This is a genomic window from Rhizobium sp. T1470 (assembly GCF_042140505.1).
In the GTDB taxonomy this organism is placed as follows: domain Bacteria; phylum Pseudomonadota; class Alphaproteobacteria; order Rhizobiales; family Rhizobiaceae; genus Rhizobium; species Rhizobium favelukesii.
This window is the reverse complement of the sequence record NZ_CP148091.1, coordinates 1,887,754-1,912,875: the sequence shown is the minus strand read 5'-3', so window position 1 is coordinate 1,912,875 and position 25,122 is coordinate 1,887,754. Positions and strand designations below refer to the sequence as shown.

General features: G+C 58.8%; 21 protein-coding genes and 1 pseudogene. 12 read left to right on the top strand and 10 right to left on the bottom strand.

Annotated elements, in window-relative coordinates; translation table 11 throughout:
- Window positions 1–188 precede the first annotated feature (188 nt).
- From lon to clpP, 3 genes are all read right to left on the bottom strand, one after another.
- Window positions 189–2,603: an endopeptidase La gene (gene lon, locus WGT02_RS09605; RefSeq protein ID WP_024314732.1), complete on the bottom strand. Its 2,415-nt coding sequence runs from the start codon at window positions 2,601–2,603 to the stop codon at window positions 189–191.
- A gap of 415 nt (window positions 2,604–3,018) precedes the next feature.
- Window positions 3,019–4,296 (bottom strand): ATP-dependent Clp protease ATP-binding subunit ClpX, encoded by a 1,278-nt coding sequence (clpX, locus tag WGT02_RS09600; protein ID WP_024314733.1) that lies wholly within the window; start codon window positions 4,294–4,296, stop codon window positions 3,019–3,021.
- Between the two features lie 293 nt (window positions 4,297–4,589).
- On the bottom strand, window positions 4,590–5,219 hold the full coding sequence (gene clpP, locus WGT02_RS09595; protein ID WP_024314734.1) for an ATP-dependent Clp endopeptidase proteolytic subunit ClpP: 630 nt from the start codon (window positions 5,217–5,219) through the stop codon (window positions 4,590–4,592).
- A gap of 425 nt (window positions 5,220–5,644) precedes the next feature.
- Between clpP and WGT02_RS09590 the strand changes: the two genes are divergently transcribed.
- Complete coding sequence (locus WGT02_RS09590) at window positions 5,645–6,844, top strand: GGDEF domain-containing protein (RefSeq protein ID WP_210363286.1); 1,200 nt, start codon at window positions 5,645–5,647, stop codon at window positions 6,842–6,844.
- Between the two features lie 49 nt (window positions 6,845–6,893).
- On the top strand, window positions 6,894–8,138 hold the full coding sequence (locus WGT02_RS09585) for a cytochrome P450 (protein WP_208248161.1): 1,245 nt from the start codon (window positions 6,894–6,896) through the stop codon (window positions 8,136–8,138).
- A gap of 78 nt (window positions 8,139–8,216) precedes the next feature.
- Here the strand turns inward: WGT02_RS09585 and WGT02_RS09580 are convergent, their stop codons facing one another.
- Window positions 8,217–9,551, bottom strand: coding sequence for a dicarboxylate/amino acid:cation symporter (locus WGT02_RS09580; protein WP_024314736.1), 1,335 nt, complete (start codon window positions 9,549–9,551; stop codon window positions 8,217–8,219).
- Window positions 9,552–9,788: 237 nt separating this feature from the next.
- On the opposite strand from WGT02_RS09580, the gene WGT02_RS09575 reads away from it, so the two are divergent.
- The gene (locus WGT02_RS09575) at window positions 9,789–11,654 is read left to right on the top strand and encodes an ATP-binding protein (protein WP_375679383.1); all 1,866 of its coding nucleotides are present in this window, start codon (window positions 9,789–9,791) and stop codon (window positions 11,652–11,654) included.
- On the top strand, window positions 11,651–13,015 hold the full coding sequence (locus WGT02_RS09570; RefSeq protein ID WP_208248163.1) for a sigma-54 dependent transcriptional regulator: 1,365 nt from the start codon (window positions 11,651–11,653) through the stop codon (window positions 13,013–13,015). Before WGT02_RS09575 ends, WGT02_RS09570 begins: the two co-directional genes overlap by 4 nt.
- Before the next feature lie 88 nt (window positions 13,016–13,103).
- Here the strand turns inward: WGT02_RS09570 and WGT02_RS09565 are convergent, their stop codons facing one another.
- Window positions 13,104–13,448, bottom strand: a complete 345-nt coding sequence (locus WGT02_RS09565; RefSeq protein ID WP_024314739.1) for a cupin domain-containing protein — start codon at window positions 13,446–13,448, stop codon at window positions 13,104–13,106.
- A gap of 109 nt (window positions 13,449–13,557) precedes the next feature.
- Here WGT02_RS09565 and WGT02_RS09560 point away from each other — a divergent pair, with 109 nt between their 5' ends.
- From WGT02_RS09560 to tnpB, 3 genes are all read left to right on the top strand, one after another.
- Window positions 13,558–13,905 carry a hypothetical protein gene (locus WGT02_RS09560; protein ID WP_318246547.1) on the top strand — a complete coding sequence of 116 codons (348 nt, stop codon included), beginning with the start codon at window positions 13,558–13,560 and terminating at the stop codon, window positions 13,903–13,905.
- A gap of 63 nt (window positions 13,906–13,968) precedes the next feature.
- The gene (locus tag WGT02_RS09555) at window positions 13,969–14,340 is read left to right on the top strand and encodes a transposase (RefSeq protein ID WP_225039623.1); all 372 of its coding nucleotides are present in this window, start codon (window positions 13,969–13,971) and stop codon (window positions 14,338–14,340) included.
- Complete coding sequence (gene tnpB / locus WGT02_RS09550) at window positions 14,337–14,606, top strand: IS66 family insertion sequence element accessory protein TnpB (RefSeq protein WP_208248169.1); 270 nt, start codon at window positions 14,337–14,339, stop codon at window positions 14,604–14,606. Before WGT02_RS09555 ends, tnpB begins: the two co-directional genes overlap by 4 nt.
- Window positions 14,607–14,651: 45 nt before the next feature.
- Here the strand turns inward: tnpB and istB are convergent.
- Window positions 14,652–15,547, bottom strand: a pseudogene (gene istB, locus WGT02_RS09545) (IS21-like element helper ATPase IstB).
- Window positions 15,544–17,016 (bottom strand): IS21 family transposase, encoded by a 1,473-nt coding sequence (gene istA, locus WGT02_RS09540; RefSeq protein WP_208245170.1) that lies wholly within the window; start codon window positions 17,014–17,016, stop codon window positions 15,544–15,546. The pseudogene istB and the gene istA overlap by 4 nt, the downstream one beginning before the upstream one ends.
- A 388-nt stretch (window positions 17,017–17,404) precedes the next feature.
- On the opposite strand from istA, the gene WGT02_RS09535 reads away from it, so the two are divergent.
- From WGT02_RS09535 to WGT02_RS09525, 3 genes are all read left to right on the top strand, one after another.
- The gene (locus tag WGT02_RS09535) at window positions 17,405–19,003 is read left to right on the top strand and encodes an IS66 family transposase (RefSeq protein ID WP_208248171.1); all 1,599 of its coding nucleotides are present in this window, start codon (window positions 17,405–17,407) and stop codon (window positions 19,001–19,003) included.
- Between the two features lie 483 nt (window positions 19,004–19,486).
- Window positions 19,487–20,137, top strand: coding sequence for a pyridoxamine 5'-phosphate oxidase family protein (locus tag WGT02_RS09530; RefSeq protein WP_208250457.1), 651 nt, complete (start codon window positions 19,487–19,489; stop codon window positions 20,135–20,137).
- A gap of 153 nt (window positions 20,138–20,290) precedes the next feature.
- Window positions 20,291–20,542 (top strand): hypothetical protein, encoded by a 252-nt coding sequence (locus WGT02_RS09525; RefSeq protein ID WP_208248173.1) that lies wholly within the window; start codon window positions 20,291–20,293, stop codon window positions 20,540–20,542.
- A gap of 224 nt (window positions 20,543–20,766) precedes the next feature.
- On the opposite strand, the gene WGT02_RS09520 is transcribed toward WGT02_RS09525, so the two are convergent.
- A complete protein-coding gene (locus WGT02_RS09520) occupies window positions 20,767–22,050 on the bottom strand; it encodes an O-acetylhomoserine aminocarboxypropyltransferase (protein ID WP_208248175.1) in 1,284 nt (427 codons plus the stop codon).
- Between the two features lie 110 nt (window positions 22,051–22,160).
- Window positions 22,161–22,589, bottom strand: a complete 429-nt coding sequence (locus tag WGT02_RS09515; RefSeq protein ID WP_024314742.1) for a CoA-binding protein — start codon at window positions 22,587–22,589, stop codon at window positions 22,161–22,163.
- Window positions 22,590–22,693: 104 nt separating this feature from the next.
- Between WGT02_RS09515 and WGT02_RS09510 the strand changes: the two genes are divergently transcribed.
- Together WGT02_RS09510 and WGT02_RS09505 are read left to right on the top strand one after the other, a co-directional pair.
- A complete protein-coding gene (locus WGT02_RS09510) occupies window positions 22,694–23,023 on the top strand; it encodes a hypothetical protein (RefSeq protein ID WP_208248177.1) in 330 nt (109 codons plus the stop codon).
- A 411-nt stretch (window positions 23,024–23,434) separates the two neighbouring features.
- Complete coding sequence (locus WGT02_RS09505; RefSeq protein WP_208250458.1) at window positions 23,435–24,271, top strand: EamA family transporter; 837 nt, start codon at window positions 23,435–23,437, stop codon at window positions 24,269–24,271.
- Window position 24,272: 1 nt separating this feature from the next.
- Here the strand turns inward: WGT02_RS09505 and WGT02_RS09500 are convergent, their stop codons facing one another.
- Window positions 24,273–25,106, bottom strand: a complete 834-nt coding sequence (locus WGT02_RS09500) for an enoyl-CoA hydratase (protein WP_208248179.1) — start codon at window positions 25,104–25,106, stop codon at window positions 24,273–24,275.
- Between the last annotated feature and the right edge of the window lie 16 nt (window positions 25,107–25,122).

Here is a 25,122-nt window from a genome sequence, read left to right as displayed (position 1 = left end):
TGGTTCGAAACGACTCAAATCTATAAGCTAGGCGCAGAACGGAGTTCATCAGGCCCGCCGCACCCCAAAGACCCTGCAAATCAAGGAAATGCAAGCGTCTGCGTGTCGATTTCACAAAAAAAGGCTGGCGAAAACGCCAGCCTTTTCAGGGTTTTTAAGCAATTGGGCGCGAATGTGGCAAACATGGCTCAGTGAGCTATGGTTGCACCCGTTTCGTCGAGCCCTTCGACCGTTGCAATGACCGGCGTTTCCACCGTGCCATCCCACTCGATCGGCTCGGGTCTGCGGACCAGCGCATGCTTGATCACCTCGCCCATGCGGGACACCGGGATGATCTCCATGTTGTTCTTCACGTTGTCCGGAATCTCCGCCAGATCCTTGGCATTTTCTTCCGGGATCAGCACCTTCTTGATGCCGCCGCGAAGCGCTGCAAGCAGCTTTTCCTTCAGACCGCCGATCGGCAGCACGCGGCCGCGCAGCGTGATTTCACCGGTCATCGCGACGTTCCTGTCGACCGGGATACCGGTCATGATCGAGACGATCGCGGTTGCCATGGCGACACCGGCCGACGGGCCATCCTTCGGCGTCGCGCCTTCCGGCACGTGCACGTGGATGTCGCTCTTGTCGAAGAGCGGTGGCTGGATGCCGAAATCGACTGCGCGCGAGCGCACATAGGATGCCGCTGCGGAAATCGATTCCTTCATGACTTCCTTCAGGTTGCCGGTAACGGTCATGCGACCCTTGCCTGGCATCATCACGCCTTCGATCGTCAGCAGTTCGCCACCGACTTCCGTCCAGGCAAGACCGGTTACAACGCCGACCTGATCTTCGCGTTCGGCTTCGCCATGGCGGAAGCGCGGAACGCCCAGATAGTCGTCAATGTTCTCTGCGGTCACATGAACGGACTTCGTCTTGCCCTTGATGATCTCGGTGACCGCCTTGCGGGCGAGCTTCATCAATTCGCGTTCGAAGTTACGAACACCGGCTTCGCGGGTATACTGCTGGCTGATCGCCATCAGCGCATCGTCGCTGACCGAGAATTCGTTCGGCTGCAGCGCGTGTTCCTTGATCGCCTTCGGCAGCAGGTGCCGCTTGGCGATCTCGCGCTTTTCGTCTTCGGTGTAGCCGGCGATACGGATGACTTCCATGCGGTCCATCAAAGGTGCAGGAATGTTCAGCGTGTTCGCCGTCGTGATGAACATCACGTCCGACAGGTCGTATTCGACTTCCAGGTAGTGATCCATGAAGGTCGAGTTCTGAGCCGGATCCAGCACTTCGAGCAGAGCCGACGACGGATCGCCACGGAAATCCTGGCCCATCTTGTCGATTTCATCGAACAGGAAGAGTGGATTGGACTTCTTTGCCTTCTTCATCGACTGGATGACCTTGCCGGGCATCGAACCGATGTAGGTGCGGCGGTGACCGCGGATTTCGGCTTCGTCACGAACGCCGCCAAGCGCCATGCGGACATACTCACGGCCGGTCGCCTTGGCGATCGACTGGGCAAGCGAGGTCTTGCCGACGCCCGGAGGGCCGACGAGGCACAGGATCGGACCCTTGATCTTGGTCGCGCGAGCCTGAACAGCCAGGTACTCGACGATGCGCTCCTTGACCTTGTCGAGACCGAAGTGATCGGCTTCGAGAATCTTCTCGGCGTTGTTGAGGTCTGACTTGATCTTCGACTTCTTGCCCCACGGAATACCCAGCAGCCAGTCGAGGTAGTTGCGGACCACGGTCGCTTCAGCAGACATCGGGCTCATCTGCCGCAGCTTTTTCAGCTCGGCATCGGCCTTTTCGCGGGCTTCCTTGGACAGCTTCGTCTTCGTGATGCGCTCTTCCAGTTCGGCCATCTCGTCGCGGCCTTCCTCGCCGTCGCCGAGTTCCTTCTGGATCGCCTTCATCTGCTCATTCAGGTAGTACTCGCGCTGGGTCTTCTCCATCTGGCGCTTGACGCGCGAGCGGATGCGCTTCTCGACTTGCAGAACCGAAATCTCGCCTTCCATGAAGCCGAGCGCCTTTTCGAGGCGAGCCTTGACGCTGGTGGTTTCCAGCATCTCCTGCTTTTCGGTGATCTTGATCGACAGATGCGAAGCGACCGTATCGGCGAGCTTCGAGTAGTCGTCGATCTGGCTGGCCGCCCCGACAACTTCCGGCGAGATCTTCTTGTTGAGTTTTACGTAGCTCTCGAATTCGGAGACAACCGAACGGCTCAGAGCTTCGAGTTCGACCGGATCGTCCTGCGGCTCTTCGAGAACATGACCGAGGGCTTCATAGAAATCCTCGCGATCGGTGTAGGCATCGATCTCGGCGCGTGCGCGACCTTCGACCAGGACCTTGACGGTGCCATCAGGCAGCTTCAGCAACTGCAATACGTTGGCGACGGTGCCGACATTGTGGATGGCGGACGGTTCCGGATCGTCATCGCTCGCGTTGATTTGTGTGACGAGCATGATCTGCTTGTCCGATCCCATGACCTCCTCCAGCGCACGGATCGACTTCTCGCGGCCGACGAACAGCGGCACGATCATATGCGGGAAGACGACGATGTCGCGCAGGGGCAAAACCGGATATGCGATGCTCGCAGCTGACGTTTTCTTCGTCATTTTATTTCCTTTCCATCGTCCCGTTGCCGGGCTCTTCTGGCGCGGCCACTAGAACCGGGCCGCACTCCACTTGAGACACAAGTGGAGGTTCTGACTATGCTTTTCAAGCTGCGCCATGGCCGGTGTCCCCTCGGACATGACAGCTATGCTACAACGGAACACCTTCACTCTGGAGCGCCAGGCTGGACCGGCGCTTGCCACTTCCGCGCCGGCTAACACACAAGACCGAAACACACCAAACGGAATCATTCCATAATTGCCACGGACGTGGGAATCCGCAACGGCCGCAGAGGCGCTTTCCGACCTCTTTAGCAAGATTTATCAGGGTCGTGCACTGGTTTTCAAATAGAAAGGGGCCTGCCGACGGCAAGCCCCTTAAATTCACGGTTCGTATCGTCAAGATATCTCTAACGTCTCACGCCGAAGCGTTGGCCTTCTCGTCCTGTCGATCGGCGTAGATGTAAAGCGGACGGGCAGAGCCGCGTGCCACTTCCTCGGAGATGACGACTTCACGTACGCCTTCCAGCGCCGGCAGTTCGAACATCGTATCAAGCAGGATCTTCTCCATGATCGAGCGAAGGCCGCGAGCGCCGGTTTTGCGCACGATCGCCTTGCGGGCGATCTCGCGAAGAGCATCCTCGTGGAAGGTCAGTTCCACGTCTTCCATCTCGAACAGGCGCTGGTACTGCTTGATCAGCGCATTCTTCGGCTCGGAAAGGATCTGGATCAGCGCATCCTCGTCGAGATCCTCAAGCGTCGCCAAGACCGGCAGACGGCCGATGAACTCAGGGATGAGACCGAACTTGACCAGATCTTCCGGCTCTAGTTCACGCAGGACTTCGCCGACACGGCGGTCGTCTGGAGCCTTCACCGTTGCACCGAAGCCGATCGAGGTCTTCTCGCCGCGGGCAGAAATGATCTTGTCGAGGCCGGCAAAGGCGCCGCCGCAGATGAACAGGATGTTCGTCGTGTCGACTTGCAGGAATTCCTGCTGCGGATGCTTGCGGCCGCCCTGCGGGGGCACCGAGGCAACCGTGCCTTCCATGATCTTCAGAAGCGCCTGCTGAACGCCCTCACCCGAAACGTCGCGGGTGATCGACGGGTTGTCGGACTTGCGGGAAATCTTGTCAACTTCGTCGATGTAGACGATGCCGCGCTGGGCCCGCTCGACATTGTAGTCTGCAGCCTGCAGCAGCTTCAGGATAATGTTCTCGACGTCCTCGCCGACATAGCCGGCTTCGGTCAGCGTCGTCGCGTCGGCCATCGTGAAGGGAACGTCGATGATACGGGCGAGCGTCTGGGCAAGATAGGTCTTGCCGCAGCCGGTCGGGCCGACCAGCATGATGTTCGACTTCGACAGTTCGACTTCGCTATTCTTCGTGGCATGCGCGAGGCGCTTGTAATGGTTGTGAACGGCAACCGACAGGATCTTCTTCGCCTGGCGCTGACCGATGACATATTCGTCGAGTACCTTGATGATGTCCTGAGGCGTCGGGACACCGTCACGGGACTTGACCATCGAGGACTTGTTCTCCTCGCGGATGATGTCCATGCACAATTCGACGCATTCATCGCAGATGAAAACGGTCGGTCCGGCAATAAGCTTCCGGACTTCGTGCTGGCTCTTTCCGCAGAAGGAGCAGTACAGGGTGTTCTTAGAGTCGCCGCCGTTGCTGCCGCTGACTTTGCTCATATCACTTTCCTTCCAGCACGCCGCATTTCAAGGTGAAATAACGGTCCACTCATTGGCCTGCTCCATGCTTGGAGCCCCAGCCGGCCAAGGCCGTTAAGGGGTACGAACCGGTCCAAACTATGCTGTCCTGGCTCCGGCGGCAACGAATTCCCCTTCGACTGCCGATGCTATGTCATAAGAATTCAACATAGCATTAATACTTGAGATTGCCGCACCCGCCACCGGGTTTCTTCCCTTGTTCGATCACAAATGAGATAGAACTGTGGCGGATACAACACCATCCCTACTTCTCACTAGGCGGCATCACCTTCCATCTCGACACGCGATGTCAGGACCTTGTCGATCACACCCCAGGCCCGGGCCTCGTCCGCATCCATGAAGTGGTCGCGATCAAGGGTCTTTTCGACTTCCTCGTAGGTTCGACCGGTGTGCTTGACGTAAACTTCGTTGAGGCGGCGCTTCATCTTCAGAATATCGCGCGCGTGACGCTCGATATCCGATGCCTGGCCCTGGAAGCCGCCCGATGGCTGATGCACCATGATGCGGGAGTTCGGAGTGGCAAAGCGCATGTCCTTGTGGCCGGCAGCCAGCAGCAGCGAGCCCATGGAGGCGGCCTGGCCGATGCAGAGCGTCGAGACCGCCGGCTTGATGAACTGCATCGTATCGTAGATCGCCATGCCCGCTGTTACAACGCCGCCCGGAGAATTGATGTAGAGCGCGATTTCCTTTTTCGGGTTTTCAGCCTCGAGGAAAAGGAGCTGGGCGCAAACGAGCGTCGCCATGTGATCCTCGACCGGACCCGTCAGGAAGATGATGCGTTCCTTGAGCAGGCGCGAATAGATGTCGTAGGAGCGTTCACCGCGGTTGGTCTGTTCCACGACCATCGGCACGAGGGCCATAGCGGTATCGACTGGGTTTCTCATGTGCGTCCTTTGTCAACGTCTGCCGGCTATGGCCGGGAATCAAAGAAAATGCCTTATCCCTACATAGAGCTTCCCTGCCCTCCTCTTCAAGACGCGCTGATGGATAACGTTAAGAGGGGCCGGTGCAATGCGAACAACTTTTCGCCCGATGTGGAGTCATTCTTGCAAATCGCCTCAAAGAGCGAGCGGCGATCACGCTGTCGCACAGCTTTTGTCGGCGTCAGGATGAACGAATTCTGAATCCGTTTACGACTGTGCGGCGTTTACAGACCAGAAAGCCTAACGACAAGTCCGCACAAAAATGCACCGACGGGCCAAGCGCAATTAATGAAGTTGCCAGTTTCTTCCGAAAGAATGCGCGCAATGCAAGGGGTATTGCCGTGTTCAATATTACGACTGGATTAGCCATTTGGTGCTCGGAAGCCATGACGCTCGCGCTTGTAGCGTTCATGGCCTGGCGCCACAATGTCCGAAACAAGACCTATTTCTATTGGGGAATGGGTTTTCTTCTTAGCGGCGTGGGTTTTGCAATGGTGGCCCTGCGCGGGCAGATACCCGCCATTCTCTCCATCGAAATCGGCAACGCGATCGCACTCTGTGGGCAGAGCGCGTGGGTTGTCGGATATCTGGCGCTCGACCGTCGCAAGGTCGAATGGTGGGCGCTGCTGCCCCCACTCGTATGGCTCGCAGGCGTCTTCCTGCCGTGGGTCAACGACGACTACACCAATCGCGTCATTCTCTACAACCTGGCCTCAGCCACCGGCGCGACAGCGCTAGCAATGGCTGTATGCACGGCCGCCCCGCGCAACGAGGGCTCGAGAAGCAAACTGGGCGCTATTTTTGTAATCCAGAGTCTCTTGTGCTTCGGCACGGCGATGGCAATGGCGATCATTGGCCCCACCGAGGCGGAAGCCGCCAATTTTGCGGGCGCCGCCGCTATGGCGACAGGCTTTCTGCTGACTTTGGCGTGCGCCCTCACCTGCCTTGTCATCATGGAACGATCGGAGAAGCACCTTCGCATGCTCAGCCTGACCGATTCACTGACGGGTGTCTTGAACAGACGAGGCCTTTTCGGCCGGTTCGATGCCATTCAGGAGAGCGCATTCCAAAACAACCGCCAGGTCGCCGTGCTGCTCTTCGACCTCGATCATTTCAAACGCGTCAACGATCGGTTCGGCCATCAGGCTGGCGACATCGTACTGACTGTCTTCGCGCGCATGGCCCGACAGTTTGTTCCTGCCGGTGCTTTCGGCCGCATGGGCGGCGAGGAGTTTGCTGCCTTCGCGACGGTGGCCGACCAGACCGAGGCGGAAGCGCTCGCAGAATTGATCCGCGCCGAATTCTGCCGGGTCCCGGTGAGCACCGGGGATGCGATCATTGCAGCAACGGTCAGCACCGGCGTCGCTCTTGCCTCTGCGATCGAGGCCAACAGGGACAAACTGGTTTCGGCGGCCGATCGCGCGCTGTATGCCGCCAAGGTCGCCGGCCGCAACTGCACCGTCATCTTCGGTGAAGCCGAAGCTGCGGCACCGCCGCCTCCGGAACCAGATCAAACAAGTGGCGAACTCGTCCCCACGCTCGACGACCAGATTCACGCGCTTCGTCGCGTCGGCTCACTGTCTTGAGGTTGAACCCATCTTTTCGAGGCTTGGCAAATCCGCTAAGCCTCGAGGCATGATGATCCCACCTTTTCTTTCCATCGATCCCGCCACGCGTCACGTCTCCCTCGACGCAAGCAATCCGGCTTTCTACAGCGATCCGAACGCCGTTTACGCCGCTTTGCACGCACACTGCCCCACATTCTACTGGGAGCAGCAGAAGCAATGGTTTTTCACCGGCTACGACCATGTCAACAGCCTGCTTCGCGACCGTCGCTTCGGCCGCCAGATCCTGCATATCGCCACGCGCGAGGAGCTTGGCCTTCCCGAGCCGGATCAGCACGTGGCGAATTTCGATCTCGCCGAACGATACTCCTTGCTTGAGCTGGAGCCACCCGAGCACACCCGTCTTCGAACGCTCGTCAACCGCGCTTTTGTCTCTCGCCACGTCGAGAGGATGAAGCCGGAGCTTGCCGAGCTCGCCAACAAGCTCATCGACGGCTTCGAGAAAAACAACGAAGTCGAGCTGCTTTCGGCATTTGCCGATGTTATCCCGGTGACGATGATCGCCCGCATGATCGGCATTCCGGAGGAAATGGGACCGCAGCTCCTGAAGTGGTCGCACGCCTATATCCGCATGTATCTCTTCGGCCGCACCCGCGAGGACGAGGATGGCGCCGAACGGGCCGCGAAGGAGTTCTCGGATTATGTGAAGACGGCCATCGCGCAGCGCCGCGCCAATCCGCGGGACGACCTGCTGACGCACATGATCCACACGGAGCACAAGGGCCAGTACCTGTCCGAGGACGAACTTGTCTCGACGACGATCGTGCTACTCAATGCCGGTCACGAGGCGACGGTCCACCAGATCGGAAACTCGGCCCGCATCATCTTGGAAAGCGGGCGCGATCCGGCCGCTCTCTTCAAGGACGAGGCGACGACCGAACGAACGGTGGAAGAGTCCTTGCGTATCTGCGCGCCGGTTCACATCTTCCAGCGTTGGGCGCTGGAACCTGTCGAAATCGACGGTATTTCGTTCAAACGAGGCGACAAGGTGAGCCTCATTCTGGCCGCAGCCAATCTCGACCCGGCGAAGTACAGCGATCCGCTAACGTTCAAGCCTGACCGGAACGAGGCTCCCAACCTCTCCTTTGGCGCGGGCATCCATTTCTGCATCGGGGCGCCGCTGGCAAGACTGGAACTGAACGTCGTCCTGCCAATTCTCTTCGAGCGGCTGCCAGGGCTCAGGCTCGCCCATACACCGATGGTGAAGGACGTCTACCACTTCCACGGGCTGGATCGCCTGGATCTCGCCTGGTAGGCCACCGATAAAAGAACCCGCGCTCCGGAGAGAGCGCGGGCTTTATCGTCGCTTTCTGGCGCCTTATGGCAATGCGCGCTATTCCGCAGCCTGCAGAGCCGGCACGCCGTCTATCGGTTCCGGCGGCAGCTTGCCGGCCATGGCAGCAGCAAACTTCGTCTGGTCAAGTTCATTTTCCCAGCGGGCGACAACGACCGTCGCAACGGCGTTGCCGACAAAATTCGTCAGCGCGCGGCATTCCGACATGAAGCGGTCGATACCGAGGATCAGCGCCATGCCGGCAACGGGAACCGAGGGTACCACGGAGAGCGTCGCGGCAAGCGTGATGAAGCCGGCGCCGGTGATGCCGGCAGCACCCTTCGAGCTCAACATCGCAACCAGCAGAAGCAAGATCTGGTCTGCCAGGGTCAGCGGCGTGTCCGTCGCCTGAGCGATGAAGAGGGCCGCGAGCGTCATATAGATGTTCGTGCCGTCGAGGTTGAAGGAATAGCCCGTCGGAATGACGAGACCGACGACCGAGCGCTTGCAGCCTGCCTGTTCCATCTTCGCCATGAGACCGGGAAGGGCCGCTTCCGAAGAGGACGTGCCGAGTACCAGCAGCAACTCCTCCTTGATGTAGCGGATCAGAGCCAGGATCGAGAATCCGTTGTACCGGGCAACAGCACCGAGAACGACGAGGACGAAGAGCAGCGACGTCAGGTAGAAGGTCCCGATCAGCATTGCCAGATTTGCAATTGAGCCGATGCCGTATTTGCCGATCGTGAAGGCCATGGCGCCAAAAGCGCCGATCGGAGCAGCCTTCATCAGGACCGCGACCAGCTTGAAGACCGGTGCCGTCAGGGCCTGCAGAAAATCGACGACCGGACGGCTGCGATCGCCGACCATGGCGAGCGCGATGCCGAAGAGGACCGAGAAGAACAGCACCTGAAGAATGTCGCCGTCGGCAAAGGCACCAACGATCGTGTTCGGAATGATGTTCATCAGGAAGCCCGTGACAGTCGTGTCATGAGCCTTCGCCGCGTAGCTTGCCACGGCCTTGGCATCCAGCGTTGCCGGATCGATATGCATGCCGGCGCCGGGCTGTATGACGTTGGCGACCAGCAGACCGACCGCCAGGGCCAGCGTCGAAAAGACGAGGAAGTAAAGCATGGCCTTGCCAGCAACGCGCCCAACCTTCTGCAGATCGGACATGCCGGCGATGCCGGTCGCGACCGTCAAGAAGATGACTGGGGCGATGATCATCTTGACGAGCTTGATGAAGGCATCGCCGAGTGGCTTCAGAGCGGTGCCTATGTCGGGATAGAAATGGCCGAGCAGGATACCAGCACAGATGGCGGCAAGAACCTGCACGTAGAGAAGCCGATAGAAGGGAACCTTGCCGCGCGGCTGCGCGACTGGAAGTGCTGCACCCATGATGTCCTCCATATGCCCCAAAACCAACGTGGCCTCCCGGGGCGATTGCGTTACCAAGTCAACAGCCCACACGGCTGTTTGCGGAGGTTTTGCAACATGCGTGCCAACTCATGGACAGCGGCTTTACATTATTGATTTATGATAATTTTTTCTCGGAGGCCGTTCGTAGGATCGAAGACGTGCGCGTATTTTCGCACAAATTGATTTGACCTGAGTGCGAAATTACGCACACATTGCATGATGCTTCAGTCGTCATCGATGTCAGGCTTGGGCTCTTTCGACCGTGTCCGCCGTCGGGCACGGCGAGTGTGGATTCTGTTTGCCTCCGTTTCAGCCGCGCTCATCCTTGCCGCTCTGTTTGGTGCTGATGTTTATGGGCGACGCTCCGCCATTGACGCGATTGAGGGTCAAAGCCGAACCGACGCCAACCTCAAGGTCGCACTCCTCAACGCAGTCCTGGAGAGACCTCGCGCGCTACCGCTGCTTCTTGCGGAGGACCAACAGGTTCTCGATGGCCTCTCCTCCAAAGGCAACGATGCGATCGACATATTGAACCGGAAGCTTGAGCGACTCGTCACGGGAACACAGGCCGCTGTGCTCTACGTCATCGGCCCCAATGGCATCGCCGTATCCTCGAGCAATTGGCGGGAACCGATCAGTTTCGTCGGCAACGACTACACCTTCCGCGACTACTTCCGAAAGGCTATGGAAGAAGGAACCGCCGAGCATTTTGCCCTGGGCAGTGTCAGCAAGCGCCCTGGCCTCTACATTTCCCGACGTGTGGGCAGTGCTGCTGCGCCGCTTGGTGTGGTCGTCGTGAAGCTTGAGTTCGACCGGCTTGAGAGTGACTGGCGCGACACGCATCGCCCGGTTTATGTCGCGGATGATCGCGGCGTCGTTCTGATCACCAGCATTCCCTCCTGGCGCTTTATGATGAACAGGCCTGTGCCGGAGGCCGACCTTGCTGCCATACGCGACAGCCTGCAGTTCGGCGATGCGCCGCTGGCGACATTGCCGATCATGCGCCCACAGCCCATCGACGCCGAAGCATCGCTTGTTTTCGCCGTTCTTCCCGGTGGTGGCGAGGGTCAGTATCTGCGCCTCGCGACACCAGTCCCCACCACCCCATGGCATCTCGAATACCTTGTGCCCACCGACGCGCCGGTCGCGGCCTCGGTTCGTGAAATTCGGCTGATGTCCCTGGCCGTCCTTCTGCCCCTTCTCGCCATCGCAGCGCTAATTCTGTGGAGACGCCAGGCGGCTGCGACAAAGATCGCGGAAGAACAGGCCATGCGCGAAGAACTGGAGCGGCGGGTGGTTGAGCGAACAGACGATCTCAGCCGGGCACGCGACAGTCTGCAAGCCGAGATCTCCGACCATCGGGAAACGGAAGCAAGGTTGCAGATCGTCCAGCAGGAGCTAGTGCAGGCAAACCGGCTCGCAATCCTCGGCCAAGTGGCCGCAGGCGTTGCTCATGAGATCAATCAGCCGGTCGCGACCATACGTGCCTACGCAGACAATGCCCGCGTCTTTCTGGAGCGCAAGCAAACCAATCCGGTCGACGAAAACCTCGAGGCGATCGCCGGCCTCACCGAAAGGATCGGCGCGATTACCGAAGAATTGAAGGCATTCGCGCGCAAGGGCCGAGTGGCGCCGGAGCCCGTGGAATTGCGTAGCGTCATTGATGGGGCTGTCGTCCTGCTGAAAAGCCGATTTGCCGGCCAGCTGGAAGCGCTCGATATTCGGCCGCCGCCCGCAGGGTTATGTGTGCTCGGCAACCGGATCCGGCTTGAGCAGATTCTGATCAACCTCTTCCAGAACGCCTTGGAAGCCCTTGATGGGCGCACCGACGCGAAGGTCGACGTCTCTGTGACCGAGACGCATGATGAGGTTGCAATTGACGTTGCCGACAACGGCCCGGGCATTTCGTCTGCCATCCTGAAGTCGCTTTTCACGCCATTCAACACATCCAAGGAACGAGGCCTGGGTCTCGGCCTCGTCATTTCCAAGGACATCGTGGCCGACTACGGCGGCCGCATCGACGTGACGAGCGATGAAAACGGGACCTGCTTCACGGTGCATTTGCGGAAGGCCATGGAATGACCGATGTAACGCCGATCTTCCTCGTCGATGACGACAGGGACCTGTTGCGGGCAACCAAGCAGACGCTTGAACTCGCCGGCTTTTCCGTTTCCGCCTTTTCCGACGCTGGCGAAGCGCTGGCGGCATTGAACCCGGACTTCGCAGGCGTTCTCGTTTCCGATATCCGGATGCCGCAAATCGATGGCTTGCAACTCTTCAGCCGCGTGCGACAGCACGACGAGGACCTGCCGGTCATCCTGGTCACCGGCCACGGCGACATTCCGATGGCGGTGAAAGCCATGCAAGATGGCGTCTACGACTTCATCACGAAACCCTTCGCGACAGACCGGCTTATCCAAAGCGTTCGGCGCGCTGCTGAAAAGCGCCGTCTGGTCATGGAGAACAGATCTTTGCGGAAAGCGACCGAACAGGCGCGTGACGACCTGCCGCTGATCGGCCAGACACCGGCGATGGAACGGCTGCGCCACACCTTGCGGCAGATTGCCGATACCGATGTCGACGTTCTCCTGATGGGAGAAACCGGCAGTGGCAAGGAGGTGGTGGCAAGCCTGCTCCACCGCTGGAGCAGGCGCGCATCCGGTAATTTCGTCGCGCTCAACTGCGGGGCGCTGCCGGAAAGCGTGGTTGAAAGCGAGCTGTTCGGACACGAGCCGGGCGCTTTCACCGGCGCGCAGAAGAAACGCATCGGCCGTATTGAACATGCGAGCGGCGGAACGCTCTTTCTCGACGAGATCGAGAGCATGCCGCCGGCAACGCAGGTGCAGATGCTGCGTGTGCTCGAGATGCGCGAGGTTACGCCGCTCGGCACCAACGAGGTCCGACCCGTGGACCTGCGCGTTGTCGCAGCGTCCAAGATCGATCTCGGCGATCCCCGCCAGCGCGGCGACTTTCGCGAGGATCTCTATTACCGGCTTAACGTCGTGACGATCTCCATTCCGCCGCTCAAGGAGCGCCGCGACGACATTCCACTTCTTTTCGGCTACTTCGCCGAGCGCGCCGCGAGGCGCTTCAAGCGGGACGTGCCCACGATCCCCTCATCGATCCACACTCACCTGCGGGAACACGACTGGCCGGGCAACGTGCGTGAACTGTCCCATTTTGCCGAGCGGTTTGTGCTGGGTGTCGGGCACGTCTCCGACCGTATTCCGGCAGCAGCACCGGGGGCGGATGAAGCCCTGTCCCTGCCTGACCGGCTCGAACGCTATGAGGCTCACATCATTCGCGAAGCTCTGAACGCCAACGACGGCGACGTGCGTCGTACCATCGCGGACCTCGGCATCCCCAGGAAGACGTTCTACGACAAGCTCCAGCGCCACGGCATTGTCCGTAGCGATTTCGCGTCGGCTTCCGAAAGGAGTTAGGTGTATCCAGCCTTTCGAAAGGACAAGACGGAAACGCGTCGACTGACCATCCTTGGGCATCTTGCCTCAGCCTGTTGCTGCGCTGAAATCAGAGCCGGATGACGTAGTCTTTGCGAGTTGTTTCAACCACTTCCCAGGTTCCCTTGAAGCCTGGCCTGAGGATCATGCGATCGCCCGCCTGAAGATGCACGGCATCGCCGCCATCCTCCGTCACGATGGAGTAGCCGGAGAGCACACTGAAGTATTCCCACTCGTCATAGACGATGCGCCACTTGCCGGGGGATGCTTCCCATATGCCGGAGTAGACGCCGCCATCGGCCTCCTCCAGATTCCAGGTCTTGAACTCCGGTTCGCCTGCCAGCACACGGTCGGCATCCGGGGCGCCGAACTCCGGTTCGACGCCATTGATGTCAAAGGTCAGGTAGTTTGCCATATCGTTTCATATGTCCTTCGCATCAAATGTTTGCATGCGGTCGGTTGAAATCGTTAGCAATTTTGTATCCAGTTGCAAAATACGTCCAGCACATTCGCAGCATACGCGATTGGAAGAAAGCAATCTGACTGTCCAGATGGCAGCACTCCGCAAGGCGCTGGGTCCCACACCGGACAATGGCGAGTGGATCACGACCGTGCCCCGGATCGGCTACCGCCTGCTTCGTGTCGAGCGCCAACGTCACGACGCCCTGTCCTCTTTGCCGGCCCTGGCCGTCTTGCCATTCGTCTGCCTCGGGGATAGCGCCGAGCAGGAGTACTTTGCCGACGGGATCGTTTACGACATCATCAAGCTTGAATTATTCTGCAGAACGTCAACAGGGACACTTTGCCGCGAATCGCGCTCGTTATTGCCCAAGCATTGGAATCAAAGTAAGCGCTTAGGCCACCCCACGTAGCGTCGGGAAGGGAAATCGCTCATTTTCGGCATGAATCATGCTGGGAATCCTATGAGCGAAGATATGAATCAGGATCGTACGTTCGAAATTCTGACGGCGGAGCCGGTGCGAAAGCGGCGAAAGCCGAAGTTGTGGTCAGAGGAAGCGAAGAGTCTGATCCTCGAACAAGCGCTGGCACCCGGCGCGAATGTCTCGGCGGTCGCGCGTGCCCATGGAATGGACCCGTCGCAGCTTTTCGGATGGCGGCGAGCAGCCCTTGCGTCGGGCTCGGTTCGGCGTCTGAAGGTAACCAGGGACAATGAGGCTTTTACCCGTTTCGAAGCGGTGCGGACGGACTCCGTAGAGATTTGGGTGGGCGACACGACGCTTCGCGTCAGCGCCTCCATCGATCCGGCGCTGCTGAGCGGCATTGTCAGGGCGATGCGGCAAGCATGATCGCTTCGGGTGTTGTGGTCTACGTGTCATGCCAACCGGTCGACTTCCGCAAGGGCGCTGCGTCGTTGATGGCCTTGGTGAGGGATGGCGGCCTTGATCCATTCAGTGGCGCGCTCTTTGTCTTCCGCTCGAAGCGGGCAGACCGGATCCGCATTGTGTGGTGGGACGGTACAGGTATCTGCCTTTATGCAAAAATTCTTGAGGAAAATGGTTTTTGCTGGCCAGCGCAATCAGCCACGCGCATCCGTCTCGACCATGCGCTATAGCGCGACGATCAGGATGAGACGCGAGCGACAATCTGGATGAGATTCTTATGTCGCGGTTGGAGCGAAGTTATCATGTTGATTGTCGCTGGCAAGAGTTTCATCGTGTTCTGATTGCCGCTCCGCGACAAGCTGGGAAGAGCTTTTGATTGTCGCGAATGAGGCGGGTCTGCCGCGCTGGCGTTTGGCTTCCATGGCCGAACGCCGCCGGTAGCTTTCGACATTCATCTCGAAGATTGTTGCGTGATGGACAAGTCGGTCCACCGCGGCAAGCGTCATGGCCGGGTCTGGAAAGACGCGGTTCCATTCTCCGAAGGGCTGATTGGCGGTGATCATGATGGAACGCCGCTCATATCTTGCGGAGATGAGTTCGAAGAGCACGCTCGTTTCGGCCTGGTCCTTGGTGACGTAGGCCAGGTCGTCGAGGATGAGAAGATCGAACTTGTCGAGCTTTGCGATGGCGGCTTCGAGCTGAAGCTCCCTCCGCGCGACCTGAAGCTTCTGGACGAGATCGGTCGTGCGGGTGAAGAGCACGCGCCAGCCGTTCTCGATTAGCGCGAGGCCACGGCTGCGGCGAGATGGCTCTTTCCGCCGCCGGGCGGACCGAACATCAGGATATTGGCGCCTTTGGCGAGCCAGCTATCGCCGGCTGCAATCGCCATGACCTGGGCCTTGGAGACCATGGGAACAGCGTCGAAGGCGAAGCTGTCGAGCGTCTTTCCGGGTGGCAGGTGGGCCTCGGCGAGGTGTCTTTCGATCCTGCGATGGGCGCGTTCGGCCAATTCATGCTCGGCGATGGCCGAGAGGAAACGGGCAGCAGGCCATCCTTCCCGATCGGCCTGCTCGGCAAATTGGTGCCAGAACGTCTTGATCGTCGGCAGCCTCAGTTCGTTGAGCATGATGCCGAGGCGGGCTTCATCGACTGTGTGGATGTTGCTCTTCATGCGACCTCTCCCGCATAGGCCGTGCCGATCAGGGCTTCATAACCATTGAGCGACGCGAGTTGCACATGAACGATCGGCAACTGATCCGGGTCCGGGCTGAAGACCGCTCTCAAAGCCGCCAGATCAGGCAGTTTGTGGGCGTCGAGCGTTTTGGCAAGCTCCTCGGCCAGTTCACGCTCGCAACTGCGATCGTGAGCCAAGGCAAGCAGTTCCACGGTGATCTTGCAAGCCTGCCGCTCGGGCAGTTGCTCGATGAGCGCGTCGAAAGTCCTGCGATATTCCGGCCTGGGGAAGAGCTTGTCGCGATAGACGAGCCCCAAAAGCGCCATCGGCTTTTTGCGCAGGGAATGAATGACGTGATGATAGTTGACGACTTGATCGTGCTTGCCACTCGCATGGGCGCGGCCTCGGGGTAATGTCAGCAGATGCGTGCCGCCGATGAAGACGTCGAGGCGATCGTCGAACAGACGCACCCGCAGCCGGTGGCCAATCAGACGGGAAGGCACGGTGTAGAAGACCTTGCGCAAGGCGAAGCCGCCGGTGCTCGATACGGTGACGATGACCTCTTCGAAGTCGGTGGTGCGACGATCGGGAAGAGCTTGCAGATGCGTGCGCTCGGCATCGATGCGCTTGCCATGTGCGGCATTGCGGCGGCTGACGATCTCATCGATGAAGGCGCGATAGGATCCGAGGTCGCCAAAGTCCCTGGTTCCGCGCATCAGCAGAGCATCGCGGATCGCATTCTTGAGATGGCCGTGGGAACTTTCGATCGAGCCGTTCTCGTGCGCGACGCCCTTGTTGTTGCGCGTCGGCGTCATGCGATAATGGGCGCACAGTTCGTCGTAGCGATGCGTCAGATCGACCTTGGCGTCGGCATCGAGGTTGCGGAAGGCGGCCGATAAGCTGTCGCTGCGATGATAGAGCGGCGAACCGCCAACCGACCACAGGGCGTTCTGCAGCCCCTCGGCCAGAGCGACGAAGCTCTCTCCACCCAGGATGACATGGGCATGCTCGAAGCCCGACCAGACCAGCCGGAAGTGATAAAGCAGATGATCGAGCGATTGGCCGGCGATCGTCACGCCGAGGCTGCCCATGTCGGTAAAATCCGACAGTCCTAACCGACCGGGTTCGTGCATCTGACGGAAGATCACTTCCTGCTCCTGACCGTGAACAGCCCGCCATGATCGGATACGACGCTCAATCGTACGGCGAACACCTTCTGACAGCTCTGGATGACGCCGCAGCATCTCGTTGTAAACGGCGACCGCTCGGATGCCGGGCGCGGCCTTGAGGAGCGGAACAACCTCGGCGTCGAAGATGTGCTCAAGGGGATCGGGGCGACGCCGGTCGCGCGGCGGCTTGGTCTGCGATGGAAGACGCGCATCCTTCTCGATGCGGTAAGCCGTCGCCCGGCTGATCGACGCCTTGGCGGCAGCGACCTCAATGGGGTTGTTTTGTCGGTACTTCATAAAAAGCCTCGTCTGATGATCGGTTACATGGCGACCCGGCACAAAGGTGATTCTCCATTCTCAGAAAATCACCGACGCTACCGGGCCAACCGCGATCATGAGACGCCGAAAAATTGCGCCGCGGCGGGGGTGTAACTCCAGTCGGGCTACGCCCTCCCTTCGTCACACCCCCGCCGCCGAGTCTCATCCTGATTGACGCTGAGTCTCACCTTGTTTGTCGCCGCGCAATGCGCAGTTGATGGCACTTCTGGCCGGTATGGACTGGAAAAGGATCAGGCCTGCCCAAGTGCGCAGACCGCTTTCGACTGGCTGAACAGGCCTGCGGCAAGATGAATCATGTCGCTGTAAGTGTTGGGAAATCGGCTGATTTTATGCTTTAGTGCATCTCATGATTTTACCTGGTTCCGACCTTCCTGACGACGTCGAAGCGCTGAAAGCGATGATCATCGCGATGAGCGCAGAGAAGGCTGCGACTGAGGCCGAAATCGCCCGAATGAAGGCTGTCCAACAGAAAGCCGACGAGCGGATCACCACTTTGACGGCGATCTTGAAGGTTTTGCAGCGTGCCCAAAATGGTACGCGCTCCGAGCGTCTGCGGCTGGCGATAAATGACGAGCAGATAGACTTCGCTTTTGAGGAGGTCGAGACTGGCCTTGCCGCGATTGATAGCGAACTTGGCCAGGGAGACAAAGACCGGCCGAAGAGGGCAGCGCGGCCTCGCAAAGGTTTTGCCGCGCATCTAGAACGTATCGAGGAAGTCATTGAGCCGGAGATCCCGGAAGAATGCCAGGGCTTGGAAAAGGTTCTGATCGGTGAAGATCGATCCGAGCGGCTCGATGTCATACCGCCGAAGTTCAGGGTTATCGTCACACGCCGCCCCAAATATGCGTTCAGGGAACGTGACGGCGTGCTGCAGGCTTTGGCACCAGCGCATATCATCGAAAGCGGCCTACCGACGGAACGGTTGCTTGCCTATATCGCCGTGTCGAAATACGCCGACGGTCTTCCACTTTATCGCCAGGAGGCGATCTATCTGCGCGACAGCGTGGTTCTCAGCCGCTCTTTGATGGCCCAGTGGATGGGGCATCTGGGCTTCGAGTTGCGGATCTTGGCGGATTACATCCTGGAGCGCATCAAAGCCAGTGAGAGGGTCTTTGCGGACGAGACGACGTTGCCGACATTGGTTCCCGGCTCTGGTAAAGCGATGAAGGCGTGGCTCTGGGCATATGCCTGCGATGACCGAACGTTTGGCGGGTCCGGTCCGCCGATGGTTGCCTATCGCTTCGAAGACAGCAGAGGTGCCAAGTGTGTCGCGCGTCATCTCGCCGGGTTCAGCGGCATCCTGCAAGTTGATGGCTACTCGGCCTACACCGGCATGATAAAAGAGCGCGCCAAGTCCGGCAGCAATGAAACGATCAAGCTGGCCGGATGCTGGGCGCATTTACGTCGTAAGTTTTATGAGCTGCACGTCGGCGGTATCAATGAGGCTGCGACAGCGTCGATTACAGCCATGACGGAACTGTGGAAGGTTGAGGACGAGATCCGCGGCAGTGATGCCGAAGCCCGTGCCACGCGTCGTCAGGAGACGTCCGCCGCCATCGTCGCCGATCTCTTCCAATTGTGGGAACAGGAGCTTTCCAAAGTCTCTGGGAAGTCCAAGACTGCTGAGGCGATCCGCTATGCGATGACACGCCGGGAAGCGCTGGAGCGCTTCTTGACCGATGGCCGCATCGAAATCGACTCCAACATCGTTGAACGCGCGATCCGGCCCCAAACAATTACAAGAAAAAATAGTCTCTTCGCTGGTAGCGAGGGAGGCGGCGAAACCTGGGCGACGATCGCCACGCTGCTGCAGACGGCAAAAATGAACGGTGTCGATCCGCTCGCCTGGCTATCCCAGACCCTGACCCGCATCGCAAATCGCTGGCCAGCCTCAGACATTGAGGTGCTCATGCCGTGGAACTTCACCGCTGACGCTATCGGCTAACCGCTTACGAATCAAAGGCGGGAATCGATATCTGTTGTCGATTTCTTCGATGCACAGAGAATTGAGGCAACACGTGAACGGAATGAGCCATTTTTCTTTTCGCCGAGCATATTGGCGCGTCGAGATGTGGCCCGGTTCCTGGTTTCGGCCGGGAAACAGGTAACACCGCCGCCGCGCCGCTGCGAGTTGCGGATCAGAGCGCATCTTCTAAAACTTTAGCAATTCATCGATCTGGCCTTGGACAGTCTTCACTCATGGCAGAAGATTGAAGACCTCTCGCATCAGCGTGGCGAATGCCGCGGTCTTCTTCCCGAAACGCGAGAGGTTCCACTTGATTGCAACCAAAATTCACTATATCAAAGTGATATGATGTACGTACCTCATATCGTCCCGCTGAATCAAAGGCCCACAGTGCGCAGAAATTCAAATGGGACCACTCGGGGGGCTGATTAAGCCAACAGGAGAACTTCGAAAGGCAATATGATGAAGGAGTTCAAGGTTAATCCAGAATTCGCCATAACAGATGAACAATCGCTTAGAAGTCTGTTTGATGCGACACATGCTCTGGCCATACAGAAGTGTCAGGATAACCTCGGCAAGCATGCGCAAGAGTTTATCAGGCGTTCGCCATTCCTGTGCATCGGCACACAAAATCTGGATAGAAAAGCGGATGTCAGCCCCCGCGGTGATCCTGTCGGCTTTGTCAAAATTCTTGATGAGCGCACGCTGGCGATACCGGACCGACCCGGCAACAACCGTCTCGATACACTGGTCAACATTCTCGCCAATCCGAGCGTTGGACTCTTGTTCATCATTCCGGGGTTTGAAGACACATTGCGCGTGAATGGGCGCGCCACTCTGATGAATGACCCTGAACTTCTGGGGAGCATGAGTGTCAATGATCGCGCTCCCAAACTCGCAATTGTGGTCAAAGTGAGTGAGGTCTTCATGCACTGCGCCAAGGCATTTCGGCGATCGCACTTGTGGAACCCAGATCATTTCCAGGACCGCACCAAGATGCCATCACTTGTAAAGATCATTCTGGACGAAACCACTGGCGCGCCAAGCGACGAGGATGAGATGCGCAAGATAGATGACGATCTCGAAGTTGAATACGAGAGAACGCTTTACTAGCTGCTGGAGAGAACGGCGCGCTGTTTGCCGGTCAAGGCGACTCTTCAGCAGCGGGGTGCTTTGGTCCGCGATGGTGATGTTGCGAACCGTTGCACACGAAGCACGCCTAAACCTTAGCAGCACGCTCCTTTGGGGCGGGGTGACGATGTGAGAGTGATCGTCGGCCGGTCCGGCCTGCCTAAGCAATCGGCCTCGCGAATGGCGGGTAGCCCCCACTCAAAGACGCCATTCGAGCGGCTGGACCCCGCGGTCATTAATTTCTTCGAGACTGAGAAGACGGTCATCGAGTTCTTTATGGGGTATTTGTGGCTGGACCGAAAGGCGAAGGAACGCCGCATTCCGCTCGTATCCATCGAGCCGCTTCGAGCCGCCCGCGAGCTCTTCGCGAGCGGCTTCATTTCTTAATGGGAAAGATTAGACAACGTAGATATTTAGATTTCCATTTCGCGAAAGCCATTTGATGAAATTTTAGCAAAATTGGTAACCACATTTTCAGGCTCCCGATTTCACCGCTTTTTCTGTCACGACAAAACGAAATCAGCGCCCGACTCTGTTCGAATCGGGCGCTGATCCTATGGTTGTATTTCGATAAAGGTAGTCTGCATACAAACGTTTGCTGCGAAGGACATTCATATCTTCGCCAGCGATTGCTCGAGATCGGCGATGATATCCTTCACATCCTCGATGCCGACCGAAAGGCGAACGACATCGGGACCAGCACCGGCGGCGATCCTTTGCTCGTCCGTCAATTGGCGGTGCGTGGTCGACGCCGGATGGATCACGAGCGAGCGGGTATCGCCGATGTTGGCGAGATGCGAGAACAGCTCCAATCCTTCGACCAGCGTCTTGCCGGCCTCATAACCGCCCCTGACGCCGAAGGTGAAGACGGAGCCGGCGCCCTTCGGCGAGTAGCGCTGCTGCAGCGCATGGTTCGGATCGTCGTCGAGGCCGGAATAATTCACCCAGGCGACCTTGCTGTGTGCCTTCAACCACTTTGCGACAGCGATCGCGTTGTCGCTGTGGCGTTGCATGCGCAGCGGCAACGTCTCGATGCCCGTCAGGATCAGGAACGCATTGAAGGGCGAGATGGCCGGACCGAGATCGCGCAGACCGAGCACGCGGCACGCGATGGCGAATGCGAAATTGCCGAAGGTCGAGTGCAAGACCACGCCATTATACTCCGGCCGCGGCGCGGAGAGCATCGGGTAGTTGCCGGACTTCGACCAATCGAAGGTCCCGCCGTCGACGATCATGCCGCCCATGGAATTGCCATGGCCGCCGAGAAATTTCGTCAGCGAATGCACGACGATATCGGCACCGTGTTCGATCGGCCGAATAAGATAGGGGCTGGCCATGGTGTTGTCGACGATCAGCGGCAGGCCATGCCTGTGCGCCACCGCGGCGATCGCTGCGATGTCGACGAAGGTGCCGCCCGGATTGGCGAGGCTTTCGATGAAGATCGCACGCGTCTTGTCATCGATCTGGCTTTCGAAGCTTGCCGGATCTGCGGAATCGCCCCAGCGAACCTCCCAGCCAAAATTATTGAAGGCATGGCCGAACTGGTTGATCGAGCCGCCATAGAGCCGCTTTGCGGCCACGAAGTTCTCGCCGGGACGCATGATCGTGTGAAAGACGATCACCTGCGCCGCGTGGCCGGACGCAACGGCGAGCGCCGCAGCGCCGCCTTCGAGCGCCGCGACGCGCTCTTCGAGCACGGCCTGGGTCGGGTTCATGATACGGGTGTAGATGTTGCCGAACTGCTGCAGACCGAAAAGGGCGGCCGCATGATCCGAATCGTTGAAGACGTAAGCCGTCGTCTGGTAGATCGGCGTCGCGCGTGCGCCGGTCGCGGGGTCCGGCTGCGCCCCCGCATGGATTGCCAACGTATTGAAACCCGGACCGTTATTGGCCATGAAGCCCTCCCATTCAGCTTGATCGAATGGCGGCGAGCATAGCCGACGATCGCAAAAAGTTAATCGCGTTCCATTTCAACCCAGACACGCTATTTGAAAAATCCAACCCTTTAGCCGATCAGGCGTGGATACTCGATGGCCGGGCAGCGATCCATGACCACCTTGATGCCGGCCGCCTCGGCTCTTGCGGCCGCCGCATCATCACGCACGCCAAGCTGCGCCCATATCACCTTCGGTTGCGGGTTCATCGCCAATGCCTCATCGACAACGCGGGACAGATATTCCGAAGCCCGGAAGACCTCGACCATGTCTACGGCTCCAGGCACATCGGCGAGCCGGGCGTAAACCGTTTGGCTCTGGATCTGCCTGCCTGCCTGGCCCGGATTCACAGGGATGACGTTGTATCCCCGTGACAGCAGATAGCCCATCACACCATTGCTCGGCCGAGCGGGATTCGGCGAAGCGCCAGTCAGGGCAATCGTCTTCACGGAACGCAAAATATCGAGGATGTAGTCATCCTCATATTTATCGTGATTCAAGGGCTTCGCCTCCAAGAACAATCGCGTTTATTTCGCGCTTCGTTGAAACCAGCAGTTAGCTTCCGCCTATATAGGAATTTAGGACGCCGACGGAGGATGTTCCCATGAAAAAATTGGTTGTTGTGGTCGCCTTTGTCATGGTCGCCTCCCCGGCGCTTGCCATTTCGCGATACAATTCGCTCACGATAAGCTGCCAGGCAGCGCGCGCAGCGATCCACAATGAGGGCGCCGTGATTTTGCGATATCCATCGAACCGGGTGCCCGGCACGACACTGTTCGACCGCTACATTCGTAACAGCAATTATTGCGACGCCAACAAATACGCCGAATGGACGACCATCCCGACAAAGGACAATCCGAGGTGCCGTGTCCTGAATTGCCAGAATATCGACAACCTCGACGGGATGTTTATCATCCCCTATTACTCGCTGTAAAAGTCGGCTCCTGCTTTGCTAAATCGTGAGGCGTGAGCCTTGCTGACACAAGTGCGCGCTCCCCGAAGATCGGGTGGATCGAAGGATTTCGTGATGGCTTTGTCACACTCCTGTAAAATTCGAAGCGACACGCCCGCAGCCGACGTCAGAGTTCTATGTATATCCTGTATATGTTCACATATGTTCCTGCGTATGTTAGCAACGCCTCATAGTTGAATAAGCGAGCGCCAAATAAACACTTCTGGTGTACGTTCCTCTTTTGATCGGGCTCGGAAACAGCAGCTTCCGGTTGCCTAACACATAAGAGAACAGAAGCGCCCTCCGTCGCTTCATCAATCGGGATTGCTTTTTACCGACAGCGGCGTAACAAGCAGTTCGCAGTTGCTGTTTTCACACCATTCGGTGGTCTTTTTGCCGCTCCACGTCATCTTGCTCGTTCTGTTTGGTGCTCTGCTGCACGCGACATGGAACGCCATGATCAAGGCGGGCGCGGACAAGTCGCTGGATGCCAGCCTGATATCAGCGGGCGGCGCCGTTTGCGCCCTTCCCTTCCTGATGTTCCTGCCATTGCCGAACTCGGCGGCATGGCCCTTCATCGGCGCTTCGGCCGTGCTGCAATTCGTGTATTTCCAGCTTGTTGCCGGCGCCTATCGTGCAGGCGATATCGGCCTCGTCTATCCGCTGATGCGCGGGTGCGCGCCGCTCCTGATTGCAGCCACCAGCGGCTTCGTTCTGGATGAGAAACTGTCGACGGGCGCGCTCATCGGCACGATGACGATCTGCGCCGGTATCCTGACGCTGGTTTTCGAGGCACGAAAAGGCAGCGGGCACGCGATCAGGCTGGCGCTCGCCAATGCGTGTGTCATTGCGACCTACACCTATGTGGACGGCATCGGCGCCCGCGTCTCTGGCAATGCGGTGTCATATACCCTGTGGATGTCGCTGCTGCCGCCCGTGCTGCTCTTCGCCTGGGCGATTTCCAACAGGGGTGCCGTCGCAGTCGCAATGCATGTCCGCTACAACTGGTGGCGTGGCCTGATCGGTGGCGGCGGATCGATTGCGTCCTACGGCCTCGCGCTCTGGGCAATGACCAAGGCGCCCGTCGCAACCGTTGCAGCGCTGCGCGAGACGTCGATTCTCTTCGCCCTGCTGATTTCCGTCATCGTGCTGAAGGAAAGGGCGAGTCCCTGGCGCTATCTCGCCGGCGCAATCATCGCGCTCGGTGGGCTGATCCTGAAACGCGGCTAAGTTATTCGCCCGTCCACTGCGGCATGCGCTTGGAAAGGAAGGCTCCGATCCCCTCTTCGGCATCGGCCGTCAGCATATTGTCGACCATGACTTGCGCGGCGTAGCCGTAAGCGTCCTCGATCGGCATTTCGAGTTGGCGATAGAATGCCTCCTTGCCGATCTTCAGCGTCAGCGGCGATTTGCTTGCAATGATGGCCGCATACTTGGTGACGACCTGCGTCAGATACTGCTTCGGCACGATGCGGTTCACGAGGCCGAAATCCTTGGCGGTAGAGGCGTCGATCGTCTCGCCGGTGAGCAGCATTTCCATCGCCTGCTTGCGATGCGCTGCCCGCGAGACCGCCACCATCGGTGCCGAGCAGAACAGGCCGATATTGACGCCCGGCGTGCAGAAGGTCGCCGTATCGGTGCAGATCGCGAGGTCGCAGGAAGCGACCAACTGGCAGCCGGCGGCGGTTGCAAGGCCGTCGATCTCGGCAATGACAGGCTTCGGCAGGCGCGTGATCTCCAGCATGAGATCAGCTGCCAATGCGAAAGTTTCTTCGAAGAATGCCTCGCCTCCATCCTCATCGGCGCGATGCGCGGTCAACTCCTTGAGGTCGTGACCTGCGGAAAAGACATTGCCCGTCGACGCGATGATGACCACGCGAACAGCAGCGTCTTCTGCGACGCTTTGGAGTTCACCGATCAGGGTCTCCATGACGGCGATCGACAGTGCATTTGCGGGCGGATTGTTGAGCGTCAGCCGCAGCACGCCGTCGCTCAACTGCGGAATGACGAGCGCGCCATCGCCGGGTTTGTTCGGGTCCTTTCGAAAGGATACGACTTCGGCCATGGTCTAACTCCCTGCA

What these genes read in the sequence shown, in the direction of transcription:
- lon (WP_024314732.1), bottom strand. Translation starts at nt 2,603, where the DNA reads ATGACGAAGAAAACGTCAGCTGCGAGCATCGCATATCCGGTTTTGCCC.
- clpX (WP_024314733.1), bottom strand. Translation starts at nt 4,296, where the DNA reads ATGAGCAAAGTCAGCGGCAGCAACGGCGGCGACTCTAAGAACACCCTG.
- clpP (WP_024314734.1), bottom strand. Translation starts at nt 5,219, where the DNA reads ATGAGAAACCCAGTCGATACCGCTATGGCCCTCGTGCCGATGGTCGTG.
- WGT02_RS09590 (WP_210363286.1), top strand. Translation starts at nt 5,645, where the DNA reads ATGACGCTCGCGCTTGTAGCGTTCATGGCCTGGCGCCACAATGTCCGA.
- WGT02_RS09585 (WP_208248161.1), top strand. Translation starts at nt 6,894, where the DNA reads ATGATGATCCCACCTTTTCTTTCCATCGATCCCGCCACGCGTCACGTC.
- WGT02_RS09580 (WP_024314736.1), bottom strand. Translation starts at nt 9,551, where the DNA reads ATGGGTGCAGCACTTCCAGTCGCGCAGCCGCGCGGCAAGGTTCCCTTC.
- WGT02_RS09575 (WP_375679383.1), top strand. Translation starts at nt 9,789, where the DNA reads ATGATGCTTCAGTCGTCATCGATGTCAGGCTTGGGCTCTTTCGACCGT.
- WGT02_RS09570 (WP_208248163.1), top strand. Translation starts at nt 11,651, where the DNA reads ATGACCGATGTAACGCCGATCTTCCTCGTCGATGACGACAGGGACCTG.
- WGT02_RS09565 (WP_024314739.1), bottom strand. Translation starts at nt 13,448, where the DNA reads ATGGCAAACTACCTGACCTTTGACATCAATGGCGTCGAACCGGAGTTC.
- WGT02_RS09555 (WP_225039623.1), top strand. Translation starts at nt 13,969, where the DNA reads ATGAATCAGGATCGTACGTTCGAAATTCTGACGGCGGAGCCGGTGCGA.
- tnpB (WP_208248169.1), top strand. Translation starts at nt 14,337, where the DNA reads ATGATCGCTTCGGGTGTTGTGGTCTACGTGTCATGCCAACCGGTCGAC.
- istA (WP_208245170.1), bottom strand. Translation starts at nt 17,016, where the DNA reads ATGAAGTACCGACAAAACAACCCCATTGAGGTCGCTGCCGCCAAGGCG.
- WGT02_RS09535 (WP_208248171.1), top strand. Translation starts at nt 17,405, where the DNA reads ATGATTTTACCTGGTTCCGACCTTCCTGACGACGTCGAAGCGCTGAAA.
- WGT02_RS09530 (WP_208250457.1), top strand. Translation starts at nt 19,487, where the DNA reads ATGAAGGAGTTCAAGGTTAATCCAGAATTCGCCATAACAGATGAACAA.
- WGT02_RS09520 (WP_208248175.1), bottom strand. Translation starts at nt 22,050, where the DNA reads ATGGCCAATAACGGTCCGGGTTTCAATACGTTGGCAATCCATGCGGGG.
- WGT02_RS09510 (WP_208248177.1), top strand. Translation starts at nt 22,694, where the DNA reads ATGAAAAAATTGGTTGTTGTGGTCGCCTTTGTCATGGTCGCCTCCCCG.
- WGT02_RS09500 (WP_208248179.1), bottom strand. Translation starts at nt 25,106, where the DNA reads ATGGCCGAAGTCGTATCCTTTCGAAAGGACCCGAACAAACCCGGCGAT.